The organism is Mycobacterium sp. (assembly GCF_032159765.1).
In the GTDB taxonomy this organism is placed as follows: Bacteria; Actinomycetota; Actinomycetes; order Mycobacteriales; family Mycobacteriaceae; genus Mycobacterium.
Genome location: NZ_JAVHWM010000108.1, coordinates 1 through 26,196 on the forward strand (window position 1 = coordinate 1; position 26,196 = coordinate 26,196).

Genomic DNA, 26,196 nt, shown 5'->3' on the forward strand with positions numbered 1-26,196 from the left:
CGGGGGCTTCAGCGTTTCGACGGGATCAGAAGGCCGCTTCGGACAGCTCCATCACGTCGTTGTCGATGTTCTCGATCACGGTGCGGGTGCTGGTCAGCAGCGGCAGCATGTTCTTCGCGAAGAACGAGGCCACGGCGATCTTGCCCTCGTAGAAGTCGCGATCCGCACCGGCAGCGCCCACGTCGAGCGCGGCGATAGCTGCCGCGGCCTGACGCTGCAGCAACCAGCCGATCATGAGATCGCCGACGGACATCAGGAAGCGGACTGAACCCAGGCCGACCTTGTAGAGGCTGGTCGGATCTTCCTGCGCGGCCATCAGGTACCCGGTCAGCGACGCGGCCATCCCCTGGACGTCCTGCAATGCGGTCTCCAGCAGAGCGCGCTCGGTCTTGAGCCGGCCGTTGCCGTCCTCGTTGCGGACGAACTGCTCGATCTGGCCTGCCACGTGCGCAAGCGCAACACCCTTGTCGCGGACGATCTTCCGGAAGAAGAAGTCCTGCGCCTGGATGGCCGTGGTGCCCTCATACAGCGAGTCGATCTTGGCATCGCGGATGTACTGCTCGATCGGGTAGTCCTGCAGGAAGCCCGAACCACCGAAGGTCTGCAGGCTCTCGGTCAGCTTCGCGTAGGCCTGCTCGGAACCGACACCCTTGACCACCGGCAGCAGCAGGTCGTTGACCTTCACCGCCAGATCGGCGTCGATTCCATGCACGGCCTTGGCGACCGCCGCGTCCTGGTAGGTCGCGTTGAACAGGTACACCGCACGCAGACCCTCGGCGTAGGCCTTCTGGGTCATCAGGCTGCGACGCACATCGGGGTGATGGGTAATGGTCACCCGCGGAGCGGTCTTGTCCGTCATCTGCGTCATGTCGGCGCCCTGCACGCGGCTCTTGGCGTACTCGAGCGCGTTCAGGTAACCGGTCGACAGCGTGGCAATCGCCTTGGTACCCACCATCATTCGGGCCTGCTCGATAACGTCGAACATCTGGGCGATGCCGTTGTGCACCTCGCCGACGAGCCACCCCTTGGCCGGCACATCGTGCTGGCCCAGCGAAAGCTCACACGTGGCCGACACCTTCAGGCCCATCTTGTGCTCGACGTTGGTGACGTACACGCCGTTGCGTTCGCCGGGTTCGCCGGTCTCGGGGTCGAAGAGGAATTTCGGCACGAAGAACAGCGACAGCCCCTTCGTGCCCGAGCCTGCGCCCTCGGGGCGTGCCAGCACCAGGTGGAAGATGTTTTCGAACATGTCGCCGGAGTCACCCGAGGTGATGAACCGCTTCACGCCCTCGATGTGCCACGACCCGTCGTCCTGCTTGACGGCCTTGGTGCGACCGGCGCCGACGTCAGAGCCGGCATCGGGCTCTGTGAGAACCATGGTGGCGCCCCACTCGCGCTCGGACGCGAAAACGGCCCACTTCCTCTGCTCCTCGGTGCCGAGGTGGTAGAGGATGTTGCCGAAGCCGGCGCCGCCCACATACATCCAGACGGCGGGATTGGCGCCGAGGATGTGCTCGTGCAGTGCCCACATGATCGCCTTGGGCATCGGCATGCCGCCGAGCTCCTCTTCGAGGCCGACCTTGTCCCAGCCGCCGTCGATGACGGCCCGCATTGACTTCTTGAAGCCCTCGGGCAGTGTCACCGAAAAAGTCTTGGGGTCGAAGACCGGGGGATTGCGGTCGCCCTCGACGAAGGATTCGGCGATCGGGCCCTCGGCGAGGCGGGCGATCTCGGCCAGCATTTCGCGGACGGTGTCCGCGTCGAGCTCGCTGTACTCGCCCTCGCCTAGTGCCTTGTCAACGCCGAGCACTTCGAACAGGTTGAATTCCTGATCGCGTACGTTGCTCTTGTAGTGGCTCACGTTTCCTCCTCGTTGAGAAACACACTTGGTTGGGTACTTTTCGCTAAGTTACCCACCAGTAACTGGGCCGAACTATACCCGCTAGTAACATCAACGCAAACCCGCCACGAGCAATTTCCGTCGACTAACTAACCCAGCGGTTGATTGGGGCTTGAGTGACCGGCCAAAACGGGGATTGACGTGGGCGTTCACCGGATTGTGATACCTGCCACAGAGTCGTCACATCCACCACTAGGGTCGACGTATGCAACAACGCGTGGCGGTGTGGGGAACGGGCAACATGGGGTCGACGGCCATCCGCTCGACGCTGGCATTTCCAGGCCTCGCCCTGTGCGCGATCATCACCTCGTCGGAGTCAAAGGCAGGGATCGACGCGGCCGAGTTCGTCGGGCTGGACACCCCGACGGGGGTCGTGGCCACCACCGACGTCGACGCCGCCCTGGCCGACTGCGACGCGGTGGCCTATATGGCGTCGGGGGACATCCGGCCAGAGGAGGCCGTCGATGACATCGAGCGCTGCCTGCGAGCCGGGGCGCACGTCGTCACGCCGTCGCTGTATTCGATGTACGACCCGCGTTCCGCGCCGCCGGAGTGGGTCCAGCGACTGACCGCCGCAGCCGACGCCGGCGGATCGACGCTGCTTGTCAGCGGGGTCGACCCGGGCTGGGGCAACGACGCGCTCGCGGTGATCGCGGCGGGCTTGTGCACGCGGATCCGGTCGATCCACTGCCAGGAGATCTTCGACTACTCGACCTATGACCAGCCGTTCGCGGTCAAGGTGGCCTGTGGGTTCGGCGGGTCGATGGACGACGTGCCGATGATGCTCCTGCCGTCGGTCCCGACGATGATCTGGGGCGGGAATATCCGGCTGATCGGCCGCGGCCTCGGAATGGAGATCGACGAGATCACCGAGGAACTGGAGCGGCGCCCGCTGGAAACGTCGGTCGACACCGTCATGGGGCGCTTCGATCAGGGAACCCAGGGCGCCTTCTGGCTGAAGGTGATCGGAAAATCAGGCGGCCGCGAACGGATCGTCGTCGACCACATCACTCGCATTCACCCGTCGTGTGCCACGGACTGGCCGCAGCCCGACCAGGGCGCGGGCGATCACCGCGTCGTCGTACACGGGGATCCCGAACTCAGCCTCGTCAGCCGCGCCGACCTGCCCGGCGGCACCAGGGCCGACGGCGGCAACACCACCGCAGCGAACCGCCTGCTCGGCGCGATCTCATGGTTGGCGGTGCAGAAGCCGGGCATCTACGACGGCCTCGACGTACCTCTGCACCCGCCGCTGCCACCCGAGGTCGAGGCAGAACGCTGGGACTAGCGACTAGCGGCTACCGGCGTCCGCGGAGGATCTTGCTCCCCAGCCACACCACCGGGTCGTACTTGCGGTCCACCGCGCGCTCCTTCATGGGGATCAGCGCGTTGTCGGTGATGTTGATGTGCTCGGGGCACACCTCAGTGCAGCACTTGGTGATATTGCAGAAGCCCAGGCCGTTTTCTTCCACTGCCTGTTCAGGACGACGTTTGAGCGTGTCCAGCGGATGCATGTCCAGTTCCGCTTGGCGCATCAGATACCGCGGACCGGCGAACGCCTCCTTGTTCTCCTCGTGGTCGCGGATCACGTGGCAGGTGGTCTGGCACAGGAAGCACTCGATGCACTTGCGGAATTCCTGCGACCGGTTCACGTCCTCCTGCATCATCCGGTACTCGCCCGGCTGCAGGTCCTTTGGCGGCATGAACGACGGGATCTCGCGGGCCTTCTCGTAGTTGAACGACACGTCGGTGACGAGATCGCGGATGATCGGGAAGGTGCGCAACGGCGTGACCGTGACGACCTCGTCCGGCTCAAAGGTCGACATCCGCGTCATGCACATCAGCTTGGGCCTGCCGTTGATCTCGGCCGAGCACGATCCGCATTTGCCGGCCTTGCAGTTCCAGCGCACGGCGAGATCCGGCGTCTGCGTCTGCTGCAGGCGGTGGATGATGTCGAGCACCACCTCGCCCTCGTTGACCTCGACCGTGAAGTCCTTCAGCTCGCCGCTGTCCTCGTCACCACGCCAGACCCGCATAGTTGCGTCGTAAGCCATTACGCACTCCGTCCCGGGTGGTCGGCCAACTCGTCGTCGGTGTAGTACTTCTCGAGCTCCTCGATCTCGAACAGCTCCAACAGATCTGGCCGCATCGCAATCTGGGTCTCGCGAGTGACCTCGACGTCTGGCACCACCGCATCCCCCTCGGCCTTGCACACCAGCAGAGTGTTGCGCCAGTTGGCGTCCATGCCCGGATGGTCATCGCGGGTGTGGCCGCCGCGGCTCTCGGTCCGGGTCAGGGCGGCCTTGGCCACGCACTCGCTCACCAGCAACATGTTTCGCAGGTCGATCGCGAGGTGCCAACCCGGATTGAACTGCCGGTGGCCCTCGACCTGGAGGTTCTTGAACCGCTCACGCAGCTCGTCGAGCTTCGAGAGCGCCTCTTCTATTTCCTCTTCCTTGCGGATGATGCCGACCAGGCCGTTCATCGTGTCCTGGAGGTCCAGCTGCAGCGTGTACGGGTTCTCAGGGGCCGCCCCGTTGGACGGTCCCGCGAATGGCGCCAGCGCGAGTTTGGCTGCCTCGTCGACCGCCTCTTGGGACACCGACGGCCGGTCCTTGAGGCCACGCACGTAGTCGGCGGCACCGAGCCCGGCGCGACGCCCGAACACCAACAGGTCCGACAGCGAATTGCCGCCGAGCCGGTTCGATCCGTGCATACCGCCGGAGCATTCACCCGCCGCGAAGAGACCGTCCACCTTTGCAGCGCCTGTGTCCGGATCGACCTCGATGCCGCCCATGACGTAGTGGCAGGTGGGGCCGACCTCCATCGGCTCCTTCGTGATGTCGACTTCGGCCAGTTCCATGAACTGGTGGTACATCGACGGCAGCCGTCGCTTGATCTCCTCGGCGGGCAACCTCGATGCGATATCGAGGAACACGCCGCCGTGCGGAGAGTTCCTGCCGCCCTTGACTTCTGAGTTGATCGCCCGGGCCACCTCGTCGCGCGGGAGCAGGTCAGGAGTGCGGCGCGCGGAGTCGTTGTCCTTGAGCCACTGGTCGGCTTCCTCTTCGGTTTCGGCGTACTGGCCCTTGAACACCGGCGGGATGTAGCCGAACATGAACCGCTTGCCCTCGGAGTTCTTCAGCACGCCACCGTCGCCGCGCACGCCCTCGGTGACGAGGATGCCTTTGACGCTGGGAGGCCACACCATGCCCGTCGGGTGGAACTGGACGAACTCCATGTTGATCAGCGTGGCGCCGCCCCGCAGCGCGAGCGCGTGACCGTCGCCGGTGTACTCCCAGGAATTCGATGTCACCTTGTAGGACTTGCCGATTCCGCCGGTAGCCATCACGATCGCGGGTGCCTCGAACACGATGAAGCGGCCGCTTTCACGCCAGTAGGCGAATGCCCCGGCGAGCCGGTCGCCGTCCTTGATCAGGTCGGTGATCGTGCATTCGGCGAACACCTTGATGCGGGCCTCGTAGTCACCGAGCTCTGCGAAATCCTCCTGCTGCAGCGAGACGATCTTCTGCTGCATGGTGCGGATGATCTCCAGGCCGGTGCGGTCGCCGACGTGCGCGAGGCGGGCATAGGTGTGACCGCCAAAGTTGCGCTGGCTGATTCGGCCGTCCTTCGTCCGGTCGAACAGCGCGCCATAGGTTTCCAGTTCCCACACCCGGTCGGGAGCCTCGCGGGCGTGCAGCTCGGCCATCCGCCAGTTGTTCAGGAACTTGCCACCGCGCATCGTGTCACGAAAATGCACCTGCCAGTTGTCTTTTGCGTTGGCGTTGCCCATCGCTGCGGCGCAGCCACCCTCGGCCATGACGGTGTGTGCCTTCCCGAACAGCGACTTGCACACGACGGCGACCTTCAGGCCGCGCTCGCGCGCTTCGATCACTGCCCGCAGGCCGGAACCGCCAGCACCGATGACGACGACGTCGTACGAATGCCGTTCTACTTCAGTCATTTAAGCCAACCTCACTGATGGCGCCCGTTCACACCAAGTGACCAATGAATCGCAAGTCCCATCCCGGATGCATCGAAATGAGCATGATGTAAAAGTCGGTGAGCATCAGAGTGCCCAGCGTGATCCACGCGAACAGCATGTGCCGCGTGTTGAGTTTGCTCACCTGTGTCCACATCCAATACCGCACAGGGTGTTTGGAGAAGTGCTTGAGGCGCCCGCCGACGATGTGGCGGCACGAGTGGCACGACAGCGTGTACACCCACAGCAGGATCACGTTGACGACGAGAACGACGTTGCCCAAACCGAACCCGAAGCCTTGGGGTGAGTGGAATGCCACGACGGCGTCGTAGGTGTTGATGACCGAGATGACGAACGCCGCGTAGAAGAAGTAGCGGTGTGTGTTCTGGACGATGAGCGGCAGCTTGGTCTCGCCGCTGTAGGCCGAATGTGGTTCGGCCACAGCGCATGCCGGCGGTGACTGCCACACCGACCGGTAGTAGGCCTTGCGGTAGTAGTAGCAGGTCAATCGGAATGCCAGCAGGAAGGGCAACGTGACGGCCGCGTAGGGAAGCCACCACACGTTCGGCAGGAATTGCGGCCAGAAGTGGCTGGAACCCTCCACGCAACCCTGGCTGACGCACGGTGAATAGAACGGCGTGAGGTAGTTGAACGGGGCGACGTAGTAGTTGGCGCCGAGAAACGCGCGGACGGTGGCGTAGATGACGAACGCGGCGAAGCCGAGGTCGGTCCACAGGGTCGGCAGCCACCACGTGTCTGTCCGCAGCGTGCGCTCCGGAAGCTCTGCACGGGTGGGGGAGAAGACTCCAGTGGTTTGACGCGGCTTAGCGGGCGCGCTCATCGGGTTCCGAACTGGCCGCCGACGCCCTCGTCGTCGACATCACGCCAGAAGTCACGGTCGTACTGTGTGTCCGGCACAGGAATCTTCTCTCCCGTCTGCTGCTGGGCGCTCTTGCGCTCCAGATCCAGTTCGGCGGCGTCGATGTCGAGCCGGTCAACGTCGTTGAGCAACCTGTCAACGTCGTTGACTATGCGTTGGGTCGCCGGGTTGTCACCGTAACGCGCCTTCATAGACATAGCGCACCGCCGAACGGCGTTGATCAGGTGGTGCAGCTCCGCAAGCTCCGCTGAGCTGGACATTGGCCCTCCTGGGCGTCCTACCTTGGGCTGAAGGTGTCAGGAATCACAGTACGACACAGGTTGTCAACAGCATTATGGAGTCCCAGAGTGACACCCGTCACGAGAACCTCAGGGAGGCCTGGCCGATGGCGCAAAGCAAGGACCAACTGCAACAGCGAGCCACCGAGCTACTCGAACTGCACCGCCCCGGTGACCCCGGGGTGTTGCCGACCGCGTGGGATGCGTGGTCGGCGAAGCTCGCCGTCGAGGCCGGGTTCGCGGCGCTGACGCTCGGCAGCCACCCGTTGGCGGACTCGATCGGCAAGGCCGACGGCGAAGTCATGACGTTCGACGACCTCTTGACGCGCGTCGCGCAGATCACCGCTGCGGTCGACGTGCCGGTGTCGGTGGACATCGAGTCCGGGTACGGAGAACCCGCGGAGCGGCTGATCGACGGGCTGCTCAGTGTCGGTGCGGTTGGGTTCAACCTCGAGGACACCGTGCACAAGGAAGGCAAGCGATTGCGTTCGGTGCAGGAGCACGCTGAGCTCGTCGGAAGGCTGCGGGCAGCGGCCGACGCTGCGGGTGTGCACGTCGTGATCAACGCCCGCACTGACCTGTTCCTTCGCGGCGACGGCGACGACGCCGATCGGGTGGACCGCGCGATCGCACGGTTGAGTGCGTGTGCCACAGCAGGCGCGGACTCGCTGTTTCCGGCAGGCCTGCGTGACGACGACGGGCTGCGCCGCGTGACGAGTGAACTACCGCTGCCGATCAGCGTCACCACCCGTCCGGACGCAGACGATCGAAATCAGTTGGCGGCGTTGGGCGTTGGCCGAATTACCTTCGGCCCGTTCTGGCAGGCGGTGCTGTCGGCACGCTCGCAAGAGCTGCTGGCCGCCTGGCGCTGAACGAGCGAAATCGTTTATTTACTTGTGATCTCGATGCGCCGCGGCTCGGTGCCCGCGTACGCACCGGCCACGCGTACGGTCAGCACGCCGGCGTCGTAGCTCGCGCTCACGGCGTCACCGGTCACGTGCGACGGCAGGCCGAACGAGCGACGGAACGAGCCGTACCGCACCTCACGCAGGGTGCGACCGTCCTTGTCCTCCGAGTGCTCGTCGCGACGCTCGCCATGGATGACCAGCGTGCCCTTGTCGACCTCGACCTTGACGTCCTTCTCCACGTCCACGCCGGGCAGCTCGACGCGGACAATTGCGTCTTCGCCGTCCTTGGTGATCTCGGCGGCTGGGCGGAAAGCCCAGTCGCTGGCGGTGGCGGGTCCGAAGAAATCGTTGACAAAGCGGTCAAGATTCCAGGCCGGACGGCCCCAAACGGTCAGATTGCTCATAGTGTCTCCTCGTTGAATTCAGCCAGCGGCGTGCTGGCCTTCTATCGAGTGAACTTGAGTCGACCACGCTAAAGTTCCGCGAATTGTTCGCCGTCGGTCGAACGGGGTCAATCGACGCGAACGGCGTGGACCACCGTGAACGGGAGGTGGACGCGGTCGCCGTCCAGAAGCGGCCCGATCGCCTCAAACCGACGGGTCATGTCCGCCATCGCTTCCAGTTGTTCGGGCGGCATCTGACTGCGCAGCTGCTCAGGGATGCTGTTCGGATCTCGGTTCGCCGCGTTCGCGTTCCCGACGTAGGTGGTGGGGCCGAGAAACTCGACCCGCCAGCCATTGTCGCCGAGCGTGTCGCGAATGTTGTCTTCGGACACGCTCCTCATCGGACAGACCACGCCGTTGACGTTCCCGCCGGAGAAGCAGTACAAGTGCCAGCGCGCACCCGGCCGCGTCGCGCGGTGCAATCCCGCCGTGTACGCGCGTCGGCCGTCGTCGTCGAGGCAGTGGTAGAGCGCGCTGTCCACGACCGTGTCGAACCGTCCGTCGTAGCCCGTCAGGTTCGTCGCGTCGGCGAGACCGAACGTCACGTCCACCCCGGCCTCGCTCGCGCGGCGGCCCGCCAGCTCGAGCGCGGTTGGGGATCCGTCGAGCGCTGTCACCGAATACCCCTGAGACGCAAGGAAGATCGCGTTGTCGCCGAGACCGCAGCCGATGTCGAGCACCTCGCCGCTGATTCCGCCGAGTGCTTCCAGTTCCATCAGCCGCGGCTGCGCCTGGCCGATATCCCACGGAATGCCGGTCGGCGGAGGCGCGCCGTCGAACATCGGCTCACCGCGGTACAACTTGTCGAAGGTTTCAGGACTTGGTTGAAAGGCGTTGGGTGCGCTCACTTCACCCAACCTACGCCCGACCCCGGGGAGCTACCAGACGTCGCCAGCTCGCCAGTCGCAGACGAGATCTGCCGTCGGATCGAGCGAAACGTCGACCGGAAGCACGAATACCGGATCAGGTGTCCGGGCCAAACCGTCTGGGCCAAGCACCGATTTCGGTCCTGTCCAGTCAATCCAGCCGCGATCCAGGTAGATCTGCCGTGCCGGCTCAGACGGGCTGAGCGCGCCGAGCCGGTACGCGCCGCGGATCACCTGCTCGGCGCCGTTCATCAGCGCCGTGCACAGGCCTTGGCCGCGAAAGTCCTCGCGCACCGCAACCCCTTCGACATAGCCGGTGCGCAATGGGGTTCCGAGATACAGCAGCCGGCGGAGCACCACCGCCGCGTGCGCGATCAGCGCGCCGTGGTGGTAGACCAGTGCATGCATGCCGCCGAGGGTGTGCTCCCAGTCGTTGGCGTTCCAGTCGCCTTCGAAGGCGTCGATGAGAAGCTGACGTGCGCTCTCGCGGGTCTCGTTGTCGAGATCGGCGGTGTGGATCAGGCGGGCTGTGTGGACAGCGGTGCGCACAGATCCGGGTCTACCACAATCTCTTGCACGGCACGAGAACGCTGACCGAACGGGTTACAGCGGGCGGCGCGGTCGCGACCAGTGGAAGCGCACAGACTGCCCGGGCCGGATCTGCGCGAGCCGATCGATGTCGGCATCGGTGACGACGCCGACCACCGGATAGCCACCGGTGACCGGATGGTCGGGGCCGAGAATCACGGGCAGGCCGTTCGGCGGCACCTGGATGGCCCCACGGGTAGCGCCCTCGCTGGGCAGCTGCCGGCCCGGCGACCGATGTTGCAGAGGTGTTCCGGCAAGCCGCATTCCCACCCGATCGCTGCGATCCGATGCCACCCAGTCGGTGTGGACCAGCGCGTCGGGGTCGGCGAGCCAGTCGTCGCGCGGGCCCGGCACCACAGCGAGTTCGATCAGCTCGTCAGCCAGCGAGGCCACCGGTGCCTGGTCGAGCTCGGGGAAGTCGGTGGTGTGCTCACCGACCGGAAGCACGTCGCCGGGCTGCAACGGGGCCGGCCCGATCGCCGACATCACGTCATAGCTGCGGGACCCTAGGACGGACGTCACGTTGATGCCGCCGCGCACCGACAAATAGGTGCGCAGTCCCGAGTGCGGTGCGCCGAGCGAAATCACCGAACCATCGTGCACGTAATGAATGCTGTTGGTGCCGAACGGGATTCCGTCCACCGCCGGGTCGGTGTCGGCGCCCGTGACGGCGATCGCGACGTCGCCGCCGCGGACCCGTGCCATCAGTCCGCCGAACATCACCTCGATCGTCGCGCGATCACCGGGATTGGCAACCAGCCGATTGGCCAGCGTGTGCGAGCGGCGGTCGGCGGCCCCGGAGCGGGTGACGCCCATGTGCGCGAGGCCGGGCCTGCCGAGGTCTTGGACGAGCGCCAGTGGACCGGTGCGCATGATCTCGAGCGTCGTCATTGCGCCCTCCGGAACTGGACGGTCATTCCCGCGGTGAGCAATGCGGGGTTGTCGCGGTCGGTGTCCCAGAGCACGGCCTCGGTGTGGCCGATCAGCTGCCAGCCGCCCGGGGATTCGCGCGGGTAGACGCCGCTGAATTCCCCTGCGAGGGCTACAGATCCGGCTGGCACTGCGGTCCGCGGCTCGTCGCGCCGGGGAACGTCGAGACGAGGGTCGCCGCCGACGAGGTAGGCGAAGCCCGGTGCGAATCCGCCGAACGCGACCCGCCACGGCGCGGCGGTATGCGCGGTGACGACGCCTTCGGCGCCGAGTCCGGTGATGCGGCCGACTTCGTCGAGATCGGCTCCGTCGTATACGACATCGAGGGTGATGTCGATGCTGTCGCCGACGACGTGGTCGCCGGGGACGATGCGCAGCTGTTGGATGCGCTGGCGGATCACCGGCAGATAGCGGGCCCCGTCGACCTTCACCATCACGGTTCGCGACGCGGGCAGGATGTCGGTCACACCCGTCAGGTCCTCTTGCCGCAGCGCGTCGGCCCACGCAAGCACGTCGGCGGTGCTCTCACATTCCAGCAACAGCGCGTGATCGCCGTAGTCGAGAACCCGCAGATCCGTTGCCACACTCATCTGCCCAAGGTATCCGGGGGAACAGCTCGTGAAACCAATGTTGAGCGCTCTGCCAGAGCTGCCTTAGCAAAGTCTCACTCCGCGGGGCGGTACGTCGGTTCGCGCCGCTTGATGGCCGCGATCACCCGGTAGGTGACCGGGAGAATGACGACCTCGACGAGCGTCTTGTAGATCCAGCCGATGATGACGTAGGTCAGGAAGTCTCGCACTGTGCTGATCCCGATGGCGGGCGCGGCGATGCTGCAGAACACGATGGTGTCGGCGAATTCGCCGACGATCGTGGAGCCGATCAGCCGGGCCCACAGGTGTTTCTCTTTCGTGCGGGCCTTGATCTTCACGACCACCCATGAGTTGAGGGTCTGCCCGCAGATGAAGCCGGCAAGGCCGGCGATGATCAATATCGTCGACGCGCCGACGACGTTTCGAAGCGCCTCCTGGTTCGTGTAGAAAGGCGCCCCCGGTAGGAAGATCGTGACCCAGAACGCCGTGGCGGCGATCGCCTGCATGACGAAGCCCGTGTAGATCGCGCGCCGGGTCGCGCGGAAGCCGTAGACCTCCGAGAGGACGTCGCCGATCACATAGGTGAGCGGAAAGAGGATGAATCCGCCGTCGGTGATCAGTGACCAATCGCCGATGATCGGGCCGAAAGCGACGCCCTTGGTCGCGGTGATGTTGCTGATCAGCACGAGGCCGGTGAAGGCGCCGACGAGCACCGGATAATATCGCGACCCCACCGCCGCGTAGCCGATTGGCGGGTCATCATCCTGGGTGCGGGTGTCGCTTGTCACCCGCCAATCTTGTCAGCCGATAACCGTTGCCAGCATCGGGGGAAGTTGGTCGGCGACGAACGGCAGGCTCAGCGGCGATGAGAACGCGATCGCACCGGCGAGATCCTTGCCGGTGAACACATTTCGTTTCCTGATCGTCGAATTCAGTTGTGCGAATGTAGGATCGGCGATCAGCCGCGCTTGCTCGTCATCGCTTTGGGTTGTCCAGATGACGGCGTCGGCCACACTGAGGGTGGCCGGCGCCTTATCGCGCGGGATGAGCGCGCGGTTTGCGTCGACACCGAATTGCTGGGCGTCATCCGGGATTACGAACCCCATCTGCGTCAGGAACTCGGTGCGCCAGCCCGGCAGTGTCGCCACAAAATTGTCCAAATAGAAGCTGCCCTGCATGATGAGGACCTTCTTGTCCTTGAACTGCGGGCGCGATTTGGCGATGTCGGCGAACTTGGTGTCGGTGTTGGTGATCAGCGACGCCATCTTGTCGGCCTGGAAAACGGCCTGCCCGATCGCGGTCGCCTGGTTCTTCCATGGTTCGAAGAACGCGTCCTCGCCTGCCTGGGGGATCGTCGGTGCGATGGCGGCGAGCCGATTGTAGGTGTCTTGGTCGACGCCGGCGTTGATCGCGATGATCAGGTCGGGTTTGAGCGAGGCGATTTTGTCGAAGTCGATGCCGTTGTCCAGCGACAGCACGGTGGGCTGCGCCGGTCCCAGGCTGGGTTGTGCCCATGGCCAGACCGCGAAAGGCTGGTCGCCCCACCAGTTGGTGATCGCAATCGGTATGACGCCGAGGGCCAGCAGATCGTCCTGCTCGGTGAAGCCCGCGGTCACCACCTGCTTGGGAGGCGCAGGGATCTTCGTCTCGCCGAACCGGTGCTTGATGGTCACCCCTGCGGCCGACTTGTCGGCGGGTTTGCCGGTCGAGCAGGCCGCAGTTGCTAATAACCCAGCCGCGCCCGCCACCGCGAGAAAGTCACGCCTGCGCAGCTTGTGCATCCTCGTGAGATTAGCTCGGCTGCCCCCGTTTCCGGCGCGAGCAGACACAAACTCGCACATTTCGCGCCGGAATAGTGCGAGTTTGCGTCTGCTCGCGGGCGATCAGGCGAGGAGCGCGACTGCGATTCCCAGCATCGTGGCAGCGATAAGCCCGTCGAGTACGCGCCAGGCCGCCGGAGTGGCGAACACCGATTGCAGCCGGCGTGCGCCGAACCCGAGGGTTGTGAACCACGCCGCGCTGGCGCACACCGCTCCGATGCCGAAAAGCCAACGGCTGCTGTGGTGTTGGTTGGCCAGTGCCCCGATCAGCACGACTGTGTCGAGGTACACGTGAGGGTTGAGGAAGGTCAGGGCAACGCAGGTGAGCACGACGGAAGTGACACGATCGGGGGCTGCCTCGGCCGGGTCGAGGCTGCCGGGACGCAGGGCCCGTAGTGCGGCGAGGATGGCGTAGCCGACGAGGAAGGCGGCACCACCGAAGCGCGCGACGGTGACGGCCTGCGGGTGGGCGGTGACGAGGATGCCAAAGCCTGCGACGCCTGCTGCGATCAGGAGAGCGTCGGACACGACGCAGAGCGCGACGACGGTCGCGACGTGTTGACCGCGGATGCCCTGCCTCAGCACGAAGGCGTTCTGGGCGCCGATCGCCACGATCAGCGTCAGGCTCGTGACGAAGCCGATCAGCATGGGCGAGGTCATGTAGCCGAGACTAGGAACCCGAATCCACGAAGTACAGCTAATTATTCTTCATTCACATTAGTATGGCTTATGTGCTACACGAGCCCGGCGAGTTTGTACGCCACGAGCGACCCGGCAACGGCGACGTTGAGGCTGATACCCGTCCCGATCATCGGGATCTCGACCGCCACATCCAGAAGTTCGAGCGCGTCGGCCGGAATACCCGTGCCTTCGTTACCCAATACGACGACCGTGCGCCGACGGGCCGCAGGGAGGTCGGCCAACCGGATCGACTCGTCGGTCAGTTCGACACCGATCACCGACGAGCCGCCGTCGCGCTGGCGCCGCAGCCAGCGGCCGGTGTCGCCGTAGATCCAGTGCACGCATGAGCCCTTTCGCAACGTGTTACCCCGGTCCAACGCCTCGGGCACCCACGGCAAATGTGGCACCGCCATGCAGGCGCCCACCGCATCACAGGTGCGAAGCAACGTTCCCAGGTTCACGCCGTGCTTAGGCCACAGAGGCGCGACGATGAGGTGGTTCCAGCAGCTGTGGCGACGTGGCCGGCGTTGTCGGCGAATATCCTGTCGCGTCCGGATCCGGGGTGGGCTCCCGGAATCGGGGTTCAACGGTGGGCGGGAACGCCCTTCCCGCAAGACGAGAGATTATGCATAACGACATGATAGGGGAGGTGGCAACGGATGGCCGAGCCGCGATACGCGGGTCGTCTCGATGCCGCACAACTAGCGGCGCTTGCGGCGGTCGTCGAGTTCGGTAGCTTCGACGCGGCCGCCGCTCAGTTGCACATCACCCCGTCAGCGGTGAGTCAACGGATCAAGGCGTTGGAGCAACATGTCGGCCAGGTGTTGATTGTGCGCGAAAAGCCTTGTACGGCAACGGCAGCGGGCGTACCCCTGCTACGGTTGGCCGCGCAGACCGCGTTGCTGGAGTCCGAGGCGCTGACCGAGATGGGCCGCGACGGCGGCGAGCGCACTCGGGTTGCCTTGGCGGTCAATGCCGATTCGATGGCGACGTGGTTCACAGCGGTGTTCGCACGACTGCCGCAGGTGCTGTTCGACATCCGTATCGAAGACCAGGACCTGTCCGCGCGCTTTCTCCGTCAGGGGGAGGTGATGGGTGCGGTCACCACCGATCGCCATCCTGTGCCGGGGTGCCGGGTATTCCCGCTCGGCGCGATGCGTTACGTCGCAGTCGCCTCTACGGATTACGTCAAGCGCTACCTGGCCGAAGGGTTCCGTCTCGCGTCGGTGGGCACTGCGCCATCGCTGGCCTGGAACCGTGACGACGCCTTGCAGGACAGGTTGGTGCGCAAAGTGTTTCGCCGCGATGTCGCCAGGCCGATTCACTACATCCCGACGGCCGAGGGGTTTCGCGAGGCCGTGAAGGCGGGACTGGGATGGGGCATGTTTCCGGAACAGTCCGTTGACAGGTCGCTCGTTGCGGTCACCGATCAGCAGCTCGACGTGCCCCTGTTTTGGCAGTGCTGGAAGCTCGACAGCCCTCTGATCAACTCGATTACCGACGCGATCAGAACAGCTAGCGTATCGCTTCTGCGCCACCAGAAGTAGCTCGCTAACCGGGCAGCGAGGGCGAGCACCAAGGGAGTTCCCGCTGGGTTGCCGAGTGGTTCGGAGTCGGTGAATCTGCGGATTGTGCTAGGAAACCTGGTGATACGGGCTGTTCCTCTTCCCTGCCCCTGTTGCGCCTCACATCATTGGCGCACCTACCAGGGATAGGAGCCCAGAAATGACATCACAACAGTGGGTGCCCGTCGAGTTGAATCGTGAGAAGCCATTGTCCACCAATGGAATTAGCCGATCACGATACCCGTCATTAAAGTCTGCATTTGCCGTGCTGGCGGCCAGCGTCCTGGCCGTGGCGTCCCTCGGCCTGGCCGCACCCGCCGTCGCGGCGCCGTCGGGCACAGGTTCGGCACAAGACACCATCAACGAGCTGCAGGCAAATGGGTTCAAGGTGATACTCAACAGGTTTGGCGATGCGCCGTTGGATCAATGCGCGGTGACCTCGATTCGGCCCGGACGTGAGATCACGGAGGCCCGCACAGGATCCGGGGGTGATCTGATACAGGTGGTTCTGTACACCACCGTGTACGTGGCTGTTTCATGTTGAGTCACGACCACGGTGCATCGAGGGGCGCCCGCCCGGGCGCCCCTCGATCTAGCCGCCGTAGAACTCAAATACGAAAGTGGCTGGCACTGTTGACGACAACTGCGGCTGTAGTCGCTTCCTCCACCCGGATGGGACCTGCGCTCGCGGATGCCGATTGCTTTGACCGCGGAGCTCAGCCATACACGTCTGTAGTGGACAGCCATCTTCACCTCCGTCCTTTCGGCGGACCCGGCATACCGCTGACCGAAATGGCTGACTACTGGACGAGGACCGGTGTTCGCTTCGTGAACCTGTACGGCATCGGACAGTCGCTGCCATTGGACTCCCCGTGCACCTACTACCTCGACTGCCCGGGAACGCCGGTATTGCCGAGTATGAAGAACGATCTGGAAAATGCTCACGATGTGTTGGAGAACAAGATCCGCGGAGTGCATGTGACGCTATCGATGACGTTCCCGGATTTGGCCAATCCCGCGAGCATTGTCGAAGGGATGGAATTGCTCGATTCGACGTACCCGGGCAAGTTCACCTGGATGGGGGAAGTAAACCTGCTGAAGCAGGCTCTATTGAACAACGACGCGGAACCGGCGGCGCTCGACGACATCGTTGCCTGGGCACCGTTTATGGATGAACTCCGTCGGCGTGACATTCCGATAACCATCCATTCCGATCTGGGGAACAACGCGGAACCGCTCAAGTTCCTCTACTTGATGGAAGCGGTGCTGACTCTCTACCCCGACAACAAGGTCGTATGGGCCCACATGGGCTTGTCCAAGGAGCTGACGACGATAGACCCGGCGGTGCACATTGACACACTCCGACGCCTCATGGACCAGCACCCGAAGCTTTACCTCGATATCAGCTGGCGCGTATTGGAAGATACATACTTCTCCAACGAGCCGATCAGGAATCAATATGTTCCCTTCCTCAACCAGTACTCATCGCGGATCATCCCAGGAACAGACTTCGTCGCGGCGAGGAAGAAAGACTTCTCGGTCTACAAAGAGGAGCTCGACGTGGTCAGCCGGATAAATAAGTACCTGAACGACAACGCTTTCCGGGACATCGCGCTCGGACAGAGCTACTTTGAGATACTGGGACTGCCAGATCAGGCTCCGCGGGTGTGCACTGCGTGATTTCACCGTGACTGCCGACAGCCGAAAGCCGCTTCCCTATAAAGGTTTACCCGTCAGCCGTGCAGTTCGTCGTACGCTTTCACAGCGCCGGGATGTAGTGGAACCGAGCCTGTCTGAATCATCGACGGCGGATCCAAGTATTGCAGTCCACGGATGGTCGGTGGCATGAGTTGTGGCGCATCGGTCGCGAGGACGTCGACAGTCGCAGACACCAGGTCCGAAGGAGAATCGGGACGGCAAAGCAGCATGTCCGGTATGCCAACTGAGTTCAGGCCGGGCGTTGTGACGTACCCTCCTGACGGCACTCTTCGGACGAGGTACGGGTAACCGGAGAGGCGGCTCATTGGTTCCGCCAGGTTGCCGAGGTCGAGCATCCGTAGTGGTAGGACGGCATTGAGGTCGGCGATTGCCGGTGTCGGGACGCCACCCGACCAGACGATCGCGTCCAGGCTGCCGGACGTGAGACCGGCCAGCGCGTCCTTCAGTCGCAGATGTAGCGGGAGGATCCGGCCTTCCAAACCCGCTGCGGCGAAGAGGATTTCGCTTATCGCCGCAACGCCTGAGCCAGAGGGGCCGACCGAGACCCGCCTACCCTCAAGATCGGCGAATTGCTGCATGGGCGCAGAGCTACGGACGATCGCTTGCAGGTAATCCTCGTAGAGCTGTGCGACGGCTTGCGGGGCCGTCCCGCTAGTTCCTTGAGCTCGATCCCGTTCGGTGACATCGGCTTGCGCGAGTGCCATGTCGACATTACCGGAGCGGATGAGGCCGAGGTTCTCGACACTGCCGGCCGTGGGCAGCGCAGTGAGCGTGAGGGCCGGATACCGATTCTTCAATTCTTGGCCGAGGATCTCCGCGAATGCGAAGTACAACCCGCCTGGTTCGCCTGCCGCCAACCGCCACGTGCCACGGGGGTCACCACCGGCACATCCGGCAGCCAGTGCCGCCGCGCTAGCGACTAGGAAAGCGCGACGGCTGATTTTCAGTCCTGTTCTCGTCATGACAATTCGGCTGTCGCTGGCAGGGTGTAGCGAACCAACAGCCCGCCTTCGGGGGCGTGTTCAACCGACATCGCCCCGCCGTGACCGGCGGCAATCTCAGCGGCGATGGCCAACCCAAGTCCAGTGCCGTCGGCGTCGTCACGCCCGCGCCAGAATCTTGCCGCGGCGTGCGCGAGTTCCTCGTCGGGCAAGCCGCACCCATCATCACTGATGACGAGGTCAACCGTCTCGCCGCGCTTGCTGACGGACGCGGTGACTGTCGTGTCAGGTCCCGCGTAGCGCAGCGCATTGTCGAGGGCGACATCGAGAAGCTGCTCAACGTTGTGACGGCTGAGCCGCACCGACAGTCCGGCATGGTCGTCGAGGTGGCGCAGTCTCTGGTTCTTCGCGTGAGCAACGTCCTGCCAGAACGTGATTCGTTGCTGGATAACGTCTTCGAGGTTCGTTACCTCGTCCGCTGCGGTCAACAACCCAACCTTGCGACTGTCGCTGGTCTCCTCGGCCCGGGCTAATCGCAGGAGCTGCCGGAGCAAGTTCTCCAGCCGGTCCAGTTCAGTGGTCATTGACCCATAAGTCGCGCGGCCTGCGTGACTTACATAGTCGTCGAGCGTGTCCGCGCGTAACCGCAGTGCGGCCAGCGGATTGCGCAGTTGGTGCGAGGCATCCGCGACAAGTCGTTGCTGACGTTCCAGTGCAGCCCGCACTACCTGAGCCATTGTGTTGAACGCTGACGTGAAGCGGCGTAGTTCCGGGGGCCCGACCACATCGGCGGGCGGGCCCGCGACTCCTTCTCTCATCTCTGTGACCGAACGCTCGAGCCCGTTGAGTGGTCGTACCACCCACCGTGTCAGCGTGCGCGCAACAAGCACCGCCAGAATGAGCAGAGCGATACCGCCCAACGCCACCCACAGCCAGGCGTAGGTGACGTCGCGGGTCGCCGTCGTCGTGTCGACCGCGACGACGACGGCGCCCACGAGCTCCCCGCCGCGCCGGACTCCTTCGGAGACCACAACCCGATGCCTGTGCCAGGGCAGGATGCGCTTCCACCGCGCGGCCGGCGCGTTGACGAGAGCCCGATAAGTCGCGGTGTCAACGCCCGGGTCGGCGGCACCGAGGCCGCGTGCGGCCAGCACATGGCCGTCGGAGTCGACAATGAGCACACCCTCGCCGTACACCTCGTGGTAGCGGTCGACAAGGCTCTGCAGAGGGGCACCGAATGCCGCGGCCGAATCGGCAAGCGCCTCCAGCTGTCGACCCCGCTCCTCGGCCAGCGAGGCCGTACGGCGGTCGGCCAAGGAGAGGGCCAAGGGGACTGCCAGTGCCCCGATCGTCAACAGGGATAGCACGGCCAGCAGGATCCGAACCCGTAGCCCCATTTCACGTGTCCAGCCGGAATCCGAATCCGCGAACAGTCTTGAGGGGGAGTCCGGTGAGCTTCGTCCTGATCTGTCCGATGAAGAAGTCCAGCGAACGGGAGCGGCCAACCACGGCCGTGCCCCAGACGTCGAGCATGAGTTGTTCGCGGCTGACCGCTTCACCCTGATGGGCGGCCAGCGTGGCGAGGATCTGGAACTCGGTCTTGGTAAGCGCCTGCGGCGTCCCGGCCATCGTGACTTCGTGGCGTTCCGAGTCAATGGTGATCGGGCCCGCTATCACGGGGGCGAGATGAGATGCGGCCTCTCCGCCGAGACGGCGCACGCGACGCATGACGGCCTGAATACGCGCCAGCAGCACCGCTTTTCGGACTGGCTTGACCAGATAGTCGTCAGCTCCCGCACGAAGACCGATCACCACGGCGCCGTCGCTGTCACGGGCGGTCATGATGATAACCGGCACGGCCGATGCTCGCCGCAATGTGCGGAGTACATCGAGACCGTCCATGTCGGGCAGCCCCAGATCCAGCAGCACAAGGTCGCAACCCCTCACCCGATGCAGAGCATCGGAGCCGCGGCCTGTTTGTACGACCGTCGCACCGGTTTGGACGAGAAGCTCCGCCAATGCCGACGCGACGCCGTCATCGTCCTCGACGAGCAGCACTCGCATGCGCCTGATCGTAAAAAGCATGCGCAGCGCATGCACGGAGTTGACAGGATTTCCTTGCACAATCCACAGATTCACCCGCGGCTCCCCCCGGCCAAATGCATGCGGCTCGCGCACCCGACCGTACGGCGCTCATAGCCCGTCGTGGATCGCTGCCTGCAAAACCGCTACGACAAACAGGATTCAAATCTGTGAATCGTGCGAGGAAACCTCAGGTTCGAGGTCCAGTGCCTTCCGCGGCGCACATCCACTGGCAATCATGAGCGCACCACAGCCCACGGAGGGCACCGCATGAACTCCGAGAACTGTGTATCGCATTGAAAAGCAATAACTTAAGGAGTCATCATGAGTGGTCTAGTGCTCGGTCTCGTGACGGCTGCGGGTTTCCTCGCGGTGGCGTTGCTGGTGCGGTGGGTGTTTGCAGGTCCCTCGGATTCCAAGAAGCGTCGTCGCGATGTGTGGGGCGCGGGAGGAGCCGGCGGCGGCGCGACGGGCGGTTGCGGTGGCGGTCACAGCGGCTGCGGTGGTGGGCATGGCGGCTGCGGAGGAGGCGGCGGCTGTGGCGGGGGCGGCTGTGGCGGTGGCTGCTGATGGCCATCCTCTGTCGCCGGGGTGTGGACCGGGTCGCTCAGGCGTCCGCCGCAGTCGCCGATCTCGACTTGCCAGAGGCGGTGTTCAAAACCTGCCCATGGCAGCCCCGGACGCTGGTCGATACGGGGTTGAGGCAATGGCTGCGCTGCTGTGCGGCGGCGCTGCGCGACGACCAAGTGATCGGCATGCCGTCGCACGCGGTCGACGAGGCGTGGCACGGGCTGATCCTCTGCACGGCGCGCTACTCGCGGTTCTGCCAGCAGGCGTACGGCACATTCCTGCACCATCACCCCGAGGGCGCGGCACCCGTCGGCTTCCAGGGCCGCACCGATTCGATGGACGAGCAGTTGCGGAGAACAATCGTGGCATGGTCGATCGTCGCGAGACCGGGCGAAGAATGCGTGCTGTGGGATCTCGACAAACGCGTCGGCGTTGACGCCCCCTGGGGCATCGATGGCGCGCTCGTCACCGCGATCACAGACGCCGTCCGATCCACCGCTGGCGGCGAACTGATACCGGCACGGTGAGAACGCGAGTGTGGTCAGCCGGCCTCGCCGACCGCTCGCGCGTCAACGGGGTTGCTGCGGTGAACGATCAGCGGATCCGCCGGCGTGAATGGAAAATTCGGCAGGTCGTCGATGTGGGTGTTGAAGGCGGCGGCCAGCACTTCGCGGGAGTACGCGCTGGCCGACGCGCGGTAGCCGATGTCGGCAGGGAAGGGCTGGTCGAAGAAGATCAGGAAGTGCCACTCGTCGGTGCCGATGTTCTCGATGTGGTGTGGGTAGGCGCGCGGGATGAAGTACATGTCGCCGGTGGTCATCCTCCAGGTATCAAGCGTGCCATCGGGATTCATGACCGTCATCCGAGCCTCGCCGTGTTGCACGTAACCCATCTCGGCGGTGACGGGATGCCAGTGCGGTTCGCGCATGCCGTCTTCGGCGATGCGCAGTGAGTACATCGAGATGTCCTTGAGCGCCGGCCAGAACTGGTCACGGGCGAAGCGTGCGTTGCCGTAGGCGTAGTTGAGCCCGGCGGGCAGGCTCTCGATGTCGAACTTGTGCGGATCGTCGAAGTGTGCGGCCGCGGGGATGTCGGGATCGCCGACCCGGGCGGCCAGCCGGTGATCGGTCGTGGTGCGGCGGATCTTGGCGAAGTCCGAGGCAGGCAGGTCGTAGGTGTTGCCAAGCACCGCATCGGTGAACGCACCGAAGGTGGCGCCGAGACCGAAATCTTCGGGCCGCTCGCTGCGGAAGGCGATGATGAACTCGGCGACATCCTCGCCGATGTTCTCGATGTGGTGCAGCGAACCGGAGTCGGCGTGGAACATCTGGCCGGCCGTCACGATGAAGGTGGAGAACTTGCTGCCGTTGTCGAGAATCGAGACCAGCCCGGTGCCCGACACGCAATAGGTGAGCTCGTTGGCGTTGGCGTGCCAGTGCGGCGTGCGCATCGTGCCGGGATTGAGCAGCACGCGTTTGATCGACAACCCCTTCAGGATCGGCAGGTTGTCGGCGGTCACTCTTCTCATCGACCCCAGCTCGTTCTCCTCAACGATCTCGCCTGCCCGCAGAGATGTCGCATGAATGCCGGGTTTACTTGCGGTGATGGTCATGGCAGGAGCCTAGAACGGGAAGCAGCGGCCCGACATGGATAAGAAGAGACCGCCTAGGGACCGGGAAAGAGCTCGTGCTCGTGAACGTAGAACATCGACGAATTCGGCAAGTCGATGAACCTGCGCTCGTCCTCGAGCAATGCCCGGCCCGCGGCCCTGCCCTCTGGTGTGCTCCCGGCTTCGACGAGCTCTTCCACACTGTCCCAACTGACTTCGGCGACACCGTCGTACGCGCGTGCCTCGCAACCTCGTGCCTCGACCGTGGGTGCGGTCCGCGGGTCGGTGAAGGTGTGTCCCTGCGTATAGCGGCGGATATGCAACGTTTGTGCATGCGAACGCACAAGTGGCCCATGGTTTTCCAGCCAATACCGGTAGAACTCGTCCGCCGACAGACTCGGCAGTCGCCTCAGGCAGAAAACAATCTTGATCACGCGCTCTACTGTAGGACGACATGAACACAGGACGCCTGGCCGGAAACGTGGCGATCGTGACCGGGGGAGCGCTGGGCATCGGCGGAGGGATCAGCCGGCGCCTGGCCGCCGCAGGCGCGCACGTCGTCGTCGCCGACATCGATGCCGAGGCCGCCGAAGAAACGCGACGTGACATCTCGTCAGCAGGCGGGCAGTGCACCGTCGTTGTCGGCGACATTCGCGATCCCGGGGTGGTGTCACGCGTCGCGCAAAGCGCTCCGGACGGCCCCGTCGACGTCCTGGTCAACAATGTCGGCGACTTCCGGCCTGCTGCAAGGACTTTCCTGCACAGCACCGAAGCACAATGGCAGGACCTCTATGAACTCAACCTGCTGCACGTCTTCCGCATGTGCCATGCCGTCCTGCCGGCAATGGTCGAGCGCGGCCGCGGAGCAATCGTCAACAACGCCACGGTAGAGGCGTTCCGCGGCATCCCGTACGCAGCCGTATATGCCGCATTCAACGCGGGCGTCGTCGCTTTCACCCGAAGCCTGGCCGTTGACGTCGCGCACCACGGCATCCGCGTCAACGCGATCGCGCCCGACCTGGCCGACACCCCGCAGACGCCGGCTGAGCTGATGCTGCGGGGCCGCGACCCCGACCTGATCAGAACCTGGATACCGGTCGGGCGGTTTGGCCGGCCCGACGACTATGCCGCCGTGGTCGAGTTTCTCGCCTCCGACGACGCCCGCTTCGTCACCGGGCAGACGATTCCGGTCGACGGCGGCACGCTCGCCGCGTCGGGCTGGTACGCGCGCGCCGACGGCAAGGGGTGGACGAATATGCCGAACGAGGCCTGACGGGGCCTACGCCGCTGAACGCTCCAGGATGTGGACGCCGCACGCCGAGCCGAGCCCGATGACGTGGGCCAGACCCACCTTCGCGTTCTCGATCTGCCGGTCGCCGGCCTCCCCGCGCAGGTGATGGCAGATCTCCCAGACGTTGGCGATGCCCGTCGCCGCGATCGGGTGACCCTTGGACTGCAGCCCGCCCGACACGTTCACCGGCGTCGAGCCGTCGCGCCACGTCGCACCCGAGTTGAAAAACTCTGCGGCGCCGCCCTCTTCGCACAGCCTCAGGTTGTCGTAGTGCACCAGCTCGGCGGTGGCGAAGCAGTCGTGAAGCTCGACGAGATCGAGATCGCCGGGGCCGACGCCAGCCTTTTCGTAGGCCGTTGTGGCGGCATTGCGGGTGAGGTGGTTGACGTTCGGCAGCACCTGGCAGCCCTCGTCGTACGGGTCGGTGGTCAGCACCGAGGCCGCGACCTTGACCGCCCGCCGTTGTTGTTCGAGCGACAGCGACTTGAGCGTCTCGCCGTTGCACACGATCGCGGCCGCGGCGCCGTCACAGTTGGCCGAACACATCGGCCGGGTGTTCGGGTAGGCGATCATCACGTCGTTCATGATCTGCTCCAGCGTGAACCGCTTCTGGTATGCCGCAAGCGGATTCAGCGTCGAATGGGCATGGTTCTTCTCGCTGATCTTCGCGAAGAGTTCGAAGCTGGCTCCGCCGTACTTGTGGTCGTATTCCATGCCGATTTGCGCGAACACACCCGGCATGGTCTCGGTGCCGATCCGCCCGTCGATCGCCGCCACTGCCCCGTAGCGGCCCGACGGCGTCCACGTCGGCGAATCGGCCTTCCTCGACCCACCCGCGAGAAGGCCTGCGCCCGCGAGCTTTTCGACCCCGACGGCCATGCCGTAGTCCACTTCGCCGGCCTTGACGGCCATAATCGCCGTGCGCAACGCGGTCGCCCCGGTGGCACACGCGTTGGCGACGTTGTACACCGGAATGCCTGTCTGGCCGATCTGCTTCTGCAGCTGCTGCCCGATGCTGGCGTTGGCGTTCATCAAGTTGCCGGCAGCGATCACGCCAATGTCGGACATCGTCACGCCGGCGTCGTCGAGCGCTGCCAGCGCCGCCTCGGCGGCCAAGTCGATGGTGTCGAGATCGAGGTGCTTGCCGAACTTCGTCATTTTGATCCCGAGGATCCAGACCTCGTCGCTGGCGCTCATGATGCGATCTCCTTTTCTGCGGGCTCGAACGCGAACCCGACCGCCGTCGTGCCCGCTGAGTCTTCTCCGAGGGGATACGTCGTGAGCCGCACCTTCATGCCGGTGCGCACGTGCTCGGCGTCCGGCTCGACGTTCGTCAGGTTGGCACGGACCTGGGTTCCGTCGCAGTCGACCACTGACGCCACGAACGGCACGGGAATGCCCGGCGCGGCGAACGTGACGATGGTGAACGCCCGTACCGTGCCCTCCGCCGCGATGTTGACCGAGCTGAACTCGGTGGCGAAGCACTTGGCGCAGGCGTTGCGCCGGTCGAAGAACCGTGCGCCGCAGCGGGTGCACTCGTGCGCGACGAGGTGTGGCTCGCCGTCGTCGAGGACAAGGTAATCGACCATCGGTATCTGCCCAGCCATGGCTCCTACTCTGCCCTACGCCCCAGGTTCGGCCTCGGGGTGTGCGCCAAATCCTGGGCGGCCCCTGTCAGAAATTCGGAGAAAATGGGTACGTTCTGAGAATGTTCTGCACGTATTGCGGGACGCATGCAGGGGGAGCCACGGTCTGCGCCGTGTGTGGTGCCCAGCGCCACGGGTCGACCTGGTACCACGGGGGCGTCGCAGCGACCATGGCTGCGCAGACTGTGCCGTATCCGTATTCCGGGCCCTTCGCGGCCGCCGGCCAGTCGAGCTCGGGGCGGACGTGGATGGTCGCGGGCCTTGTCGCGGTGGCCGCAGTTGTCGTCGGCGGCGCGGTCACCATCGCCGTCCTCCTGATGCGCGATCAGCCCGCCAATCCCGACGTCACGTACCTCGACAAGCTCAACGCGAAAGGTCTTTCGAGCCAGTTCGCCTCCGACGCCAATGCCATCGCCTCCGCGAAGAAGACGTGTCGAACCCTCGAAGACGGCGGACCGGCCCAGGGGATGCCTGCCGAGAAGATCGCTGTCGACGTGTACTGCCCCAAGTTTTCCAATGGCTTCCATGTACTCGAAACAGCAACGGTGAGAGGTACTTTCACTCTCGTCGACAGTACGCCAAGCACCTATTATCCGGCGATCACGACCAGCGGTTCGAGCTGTTGGGGCTCAGGTGGGTATTCGGATATCGGTCCCGGCACAGAGGTCACCGTCAAGAACGGCAAGGGCGAGGTGGTCACGTCCTCAGCTCTCGGATCCGGCAGCGGTACTCGCAGCCGGTGCGCGTTCAACTTCTCGTTCGAGCTCACCGAAGGCCAGGACCGCTACCTGATCACGGTGAGTCACCGCGGCGAACTCACATACTCGTTCGACCAACTGAAGAACAACGACGTCGCGCTCACCCTCGGCAACTGACGTTCAGCGGCGCACTCGGCTACTGGACT

General features: G+C 64.5%; 30 protein-coding genes. 9 read left to right on the forward strand and 21 right to left on the reverse strand.

Going from position 1 to position 26,196, the window contains the following annotated elements; translation table 11 throughout:
• Window positions 1-25: 25 nt before the first annotated feature.
• Complete coding sequence (locus QOH60_RS12165) at window positions 26-1,861, reverse strand: acyl-CoA dehydrogenase family protein (protein WP_526420553.1); 1,836 nt, start codon at window positions 1,859-1,861, stop codon at window positions 26-28.
• A 244-nt stretch (window positions 1,862-2,105) separates the two neighbouring features.
• Here QOH60_RS12165 and QOH60_RS12170 point away from each other — a divergent pair, with 244 nt between their 5' ends.
• Window positions 2,106-3,188, forward strand: a complete 1,083-nt coding sequence (locus tag QOH60_RS12170; RefSeq protein WP_526420555.1) for an NAD(P)H-dependent amine dehydrogenase family protein — start codon at window positions 2,106-2,108, stop codon at window positions 3,186-3,188.
• A 10-nt stretch (window positions 3,189-3,198) separates the two neighbouring features.
• Here QOH60_RS12170 and QOH60_RS12175 read toward each other — a convergent pair whose 3' ends face one another.
• Genes QOH60_RS12175 through QOH60_RS12190 form a run of 4 tightly spaced genes read right to left on the reverse strand, consistent with a single transcriptional unit; the run spans window position 3,199 to window position 7,025 of the window.
• Window positions 3,199-3,954: a succinate dehydrogenase/fumarate reductase iron-sulfur subunit gene (locus QOH60_RS12175; protein ID WP_526420557.1), complete on the reverse strand. Its 756-nt coding sequence runs from the start codon at window positions 3,952-3,954 to the stop codon at window positions 3,199-3,201.
• Window positions 3,954-5,867 (reverse strand): fumarate reductase/succinate dehydrogenase flavoprotein subunit, encoded by a 1,914-nt coding sequence (locus QOH60_RS12180; protein WP_526420559.1) that lies wholly within the window; start codon window positions 5,865-5,867, stop codon window positions 3,954-3,956. Before QOH60_RS12180 ends, QOH60_RS12175 begins: the two co-directional genes overlap by 1 nt.
• A gap of 28 nt (window positions 5,868-5,895) precedes the next feature.
• A complete protein-coding gene (gene sdhC, locus QOH60_RS12185) occupies window positions 5,896-6,726 on the reverse strand; it encodes a succinate dehydrogenase subunit SdhC (RefSeq protein ID WP_526420561.1) in 831 nt (276 codons plus the stop codon).
• Complete coding sequence (locus QOH60_RS12190; protein WP_526420563.1) at window positions 6,723-7,025, reverse strand: Rv0250c family protein; 303 nt, start codon at window positions 7,023-7,025, stop codon at window positions 6,723-6,725. The genes sdhC and QOH60_RS12190 overlap by 4 nt, the downstream gene beginning before the upstream one ends.
• A gap of 125 nt (window positions 7,026-7,150) precedes the next feature.
• Here QOH60_RS12190 and QOH60_RS12195 point away from each other — a divergent pair, with 125 nt between their 5' ends.
• Window positions 7,151-7,915: an isocitrate lyase/PEP mutase family protein gene (locus QOH60_RS12195; protein ID WP_526420565.1), complete on the forward strand. Its 765-nt coding sequence runs from the start codon at window positions 7,151-7,153 to the stop codon at window positions 7,913-7,915.
• 14 nt (window positions 7,916-7,929) lie between these two features.
• Here QOH60_RS12195 and QOH60_RS12200 read toward each other — a convergent pair whose 3' ends face one another.
• The 9 genes from QOH60_RS12200 to QOH60_RS12240 form a co-directional block, all read right to left on the reverse strand.
• Window positions 7,930-8,355 (reverse strand): Hsp20/alpha crystallin family protein, encoded by a 426-nt coding sequence (locus QOH60_RS12200; protein WP_526420567.1) that lies wholly within the window; start codon window positions 8,353-8,355, stop codon window positions 7,930-7,932.
• 107 nt (window positions 8,356-8,462) lie between these two features.
• Window positions 8,463-9,242 (reverse strand): SAM-dependent methyltransferase, encoded by a 780-nt coding sequence (locus QOH60_RS12205; RefSeq protein WP_526420569.1) that lies wholly within the window; start codon window positions 9,240-9,242, stop codon window positions 8,463-8,465.
• Window positions 9,243-9,272: 30 nt separating this feature from the next.
• On the reverse strand, window positions 9,273-9,809 hold the full coding sequence (locus QOH60_RS12210) for a GNAT family N-acetyltransferase (RefSeq protein ID WP_526420571.1): 537 nt from the start codon (window positions 9,807-9,809) through the stop codon (window positions 9,273-9,275).
• A gap of 54 nt (window positions 9,810-9,863) precedes the next feature.
• Window positions 9,864-10,739, reverse strand: a complete 876-nt coding sequence (locus QOH60_RS12215; RefSeq protein ID WP_526420573.1) for a 5-oxoprolinase/urea amidolyase family protein — start codon at window positions 10,737-10,739, stop codon at window positions 9,864-9,866.
• A complete protein-coding gene (locus QOH60_RS12220; RefSeq protein ID WP_526420575.1) occupies window positions 10,736-11,368 on the reverse strand; it encodes a 5-oxoprolinase subunit B family protein in 633 nt (210 codons plus the stop codon). Before QOH60_RS12220 ends, QOH60_RS12215 begins: the two co-directional genes overlap by 4 nt.
• Before the next feature lie 74 nt (window positions 11,369-11,442).
• Entirely contained in the window at window positions 11,443-12,156 is a 714-nt protein-coding gene (locus tag QOH60_RS12225) for a queuosine precursor transporter (protein WP_526420577.1), read from the reverse strand.
• Window positions 12,157-12,168: 12 nt separating this feature from the next.
• Complete coding sequence (locus QOH60_RS12230) at window positions 12,169-13,149, reverse strand: ABC transporter substrate-binding protein (RefSeq protein ID WP_526420579.1); 981 nt, start codon at window positions 13,147-13,149, stop codon at window positions 12,169-12,171.
• A 102-nt stretch (window positions 13,150-13,251) separates the two neighbouring features.
• On the reverse strand, window positions 13,252-13,848 hold the full coding sequence (locus QOH60_RS12235) for a LysE/ArgO family amino acid transporter (protein WP_526420581.1): 597 nt from the start codon (window positions 13,846-13,848) through the stop codon (window positions 13,252-13,254).
• Window positions 13,849-13,922: 74 nt separating this feature from the next.
• Window positions 13,923-14,330, reverse strand: coding sequence for a TrmH family RNA methyltransferase (locus QOH60_RS12240; protein WP_526420583.1), 408 nt, complete (start codon window positions 14,328-14,330; stop codon window positions 13,923-13,925).
• Window positions 14,331-14,528: 198 nt separating this feature from the next.
• Between QOH60_RS12240 and QOH60_RS12245 the strand changes: the two genes are divergently transcribed.
• The 3 genes from QOH60_RS12245 (at window position 14,529) to QOH60_RS12255 (ending at window position 17,114) form a co-directional block, all read left to right on the forward strand.
• Window positions 14,529-15,416 (forward strand): ArgP/LysG family DNA-binding transcriptional regulator, encoded by an 888-nt coding sequence (locus tag QOH60_RS12245; RefSeq protein WP_526420585.1) that lies wholly within the window; start codon window positions 14,529-14,531, stop codon window positions 15,414-15,416.
• 178 nt (window positions 15,417-15,594) lie between these two features.
• Complete coding sequence (locus QOH60_RS12250) at window positions 15,595-15,978, forward strand: hypothetical protein (protein WP_526420587.1); 384 nt, start codon at window positions 15,595-15,597, stop codon at window positions 15,976-15,978.
• A 191-nt stretch (window positions 15,979-16,169) separates the two neighbouring features.
• A complete protein-coding gene (locus QOH60_RS12255; protein WP_526420589.1) occupies window positions 16,170-17,114 on the forward strand; it encodes an amidohydrolase family protein in 945 nt (314 codons plus the stop codon).
• A 53-nt stretch (window positions 17,115-17,167) separates the two neighbouring features.
• Here the strand turns inward: QOH60_RS12255 and QOH60_RS12260 are convergent, their stop codons facing one another.
• Genes QOH60_RS12260 through QOH60_RS12270 form a run of 3 tightly spaced genes read right to left on the reverse strand, consistent with a single transcriptional unit; the run spans window position 17,168 to window position 20,158 of the window.
• The gene (locus tag QOH60_RS12260) at window positions 17,168-18,115 is read right to left on the reverse strand and encodes a TAXI family TRAP transporter solute-binding subunit (protein WP_526420591.1); all 948 of its coding nucleotides are present in this window, start codon (window positions 18,113-18,115) and stop codon (window positions 17,168-17,170) included.
• Window positions 18,112-19,461, reverse strand: coding sequence for a sensor histidine kinase (locus QOH60_RS12265; protein ID WP_526420593.1), 1,350 nt, complete (start codon window positions 19,459-19,461; stop codon window positions 18,112-18,114). The genes QOH60_RS12260 and QOH60_RS12265 overlap by 4 nt, the downstream gene beginning before the upstream one ends.
• 31 nt (window positions 19,462-19,492) lie before the next feature.
• Window positions 19,493-20,158, reverse strand: coding sequence for a response regulator transcription factor (locus tag QOH60_RS12270; protein ID WP_526420595.1), 666 nt, complete (start codon window positions 20,156-20,158; stop codon window positions 19,493-19,495).
• 342 nt (window positions 20,159-20,500) lie between these two features.
• Between QOH60_RS12270 and QOH60_RS12275 the strand changes: the two genes are divergently transcribed.
• Together QOH60_RS12275 and QOH60_RS12280 are read left to right on the forward strand one after the other, a co-directional pair.
• The gene (locus tag QOH60_RS12275) at window positions 20,501-20,746 is read left to right on the forward strand and encodes a hypothetical protein (protein WP_526420597.1); all 246 of its coding nucleotides are present in this window, start codon (window positions 20,501-20,503) and stop codon (window positions 20,744-20,746) included.
• The gene (locus QOH60_RS12280; RefSeq protein WP_526420599.1) at window positions 20,746-21,273 is read left to right on the forward strand and encodes a UCP032817 domain-containing protein; all 528 of its coding nucleotides are present in this window, start codon (window positions 20,746-20,748) and stop codon (window positions 21,271-21,273) included. The genes QOH60_RS12275 and QOH60_RS12280 overlap by 1 nt, the downstream gene beginning before the upstream one ends.
• Before the next feature lie 14 nt (window positions 21,274-21,287).
• On the opposite strand, the gene QOH60_RS12285 is transcribed toward QOH60_RS12280, so the two are convergent.
• Both QOH60_RS12285 and QOH60_RS12290 read right to left on the reverse strand, forming a co-directional pair.
• Entirely contained in the window at window positions 21,288-22,358 is a 1,071-nt protein-coding gene (locus QOH60_RS12285; protein ID WP_526420601.1) for a cupin domain-containing protein, read from the reverse strand.
• 53 nt (window positions 22,359-22,411) lie between these two features.
• Window positions 22,412-22,789 (reverse strand): EthD family reductase, encoded by a 378-nt coding sequence (locus QOH60_RS12290; RefSeq protein ID WP_526420603.1) that lies wholly within the window; start codon window positions 22,787-22,789, stop codon window positions 22,412-22,414.
• Window positions 22,790-22,809: 20 nt separating this feature from the next.
• Between QOH60_RS12290 and QOH60_RS12295 the strand changes: the two genes are divergently transcribed.
• Entirely contained in the window at window positions 22,810-23,628 is an 819-nt protein-coding gene (locus QOH60_RS12295; RefSeq protein WP_526420605.1) for an SDR family NAD(P)-dependent oxidoreductase, read from the forward strand.
• Between the two features lie 6 nt (window positions 23,629-23,634).
• On the opposite strand, the gene QOH60_RS12300 is transcribed toward QOH60_RS12295, so the two are convergent.
• Together QOH60_RS12300 and QOH60_RS12305 are read right to left on the reverse strand one after the other, a co-directional pair.
• Entirely contained in the window at window positions 23,635-24,843 is a 1,209-nt protein-coding gene (locus QOH60_RS12300) for a thiolase family protein (protein WP_526420607.1), read from the reverse strand.
• Window positions 24,840-25,253: a Zn-ribbon domain-containing OB-fold protein gene (locus QOH60_RS12305; RefSeq protein ID WP_526420609.1), complete on the reverse strand. Its 414-nt coding sequence runs from the start codon at window positions 25,251-25,253 to the stop codon at window positions 24,840-24,842. The genes QOH60_RS12300 and QOH60_RS12305 overlap by 4 nt, the downstream gene beginning before the upstream one ends.
• A gap of 209 nt (window positions 25,254-25,462) precedes the next feature.
• On the opposite strand from QOH60_RS12305, the gene QOH60_RS12310 reads away from it, so the two are divergent.
• Entirely contained in the window at window positions 25,463-26,167 is a 705-nt protein-coding gene (locus tag QOH60_RS12310) for a DUF732 domain-containing protein (RefSeq protein WP_526420611.1), read from the forward strand.
• Window positions 26,168-26,196: the final 29 nt, after the last annotated feature.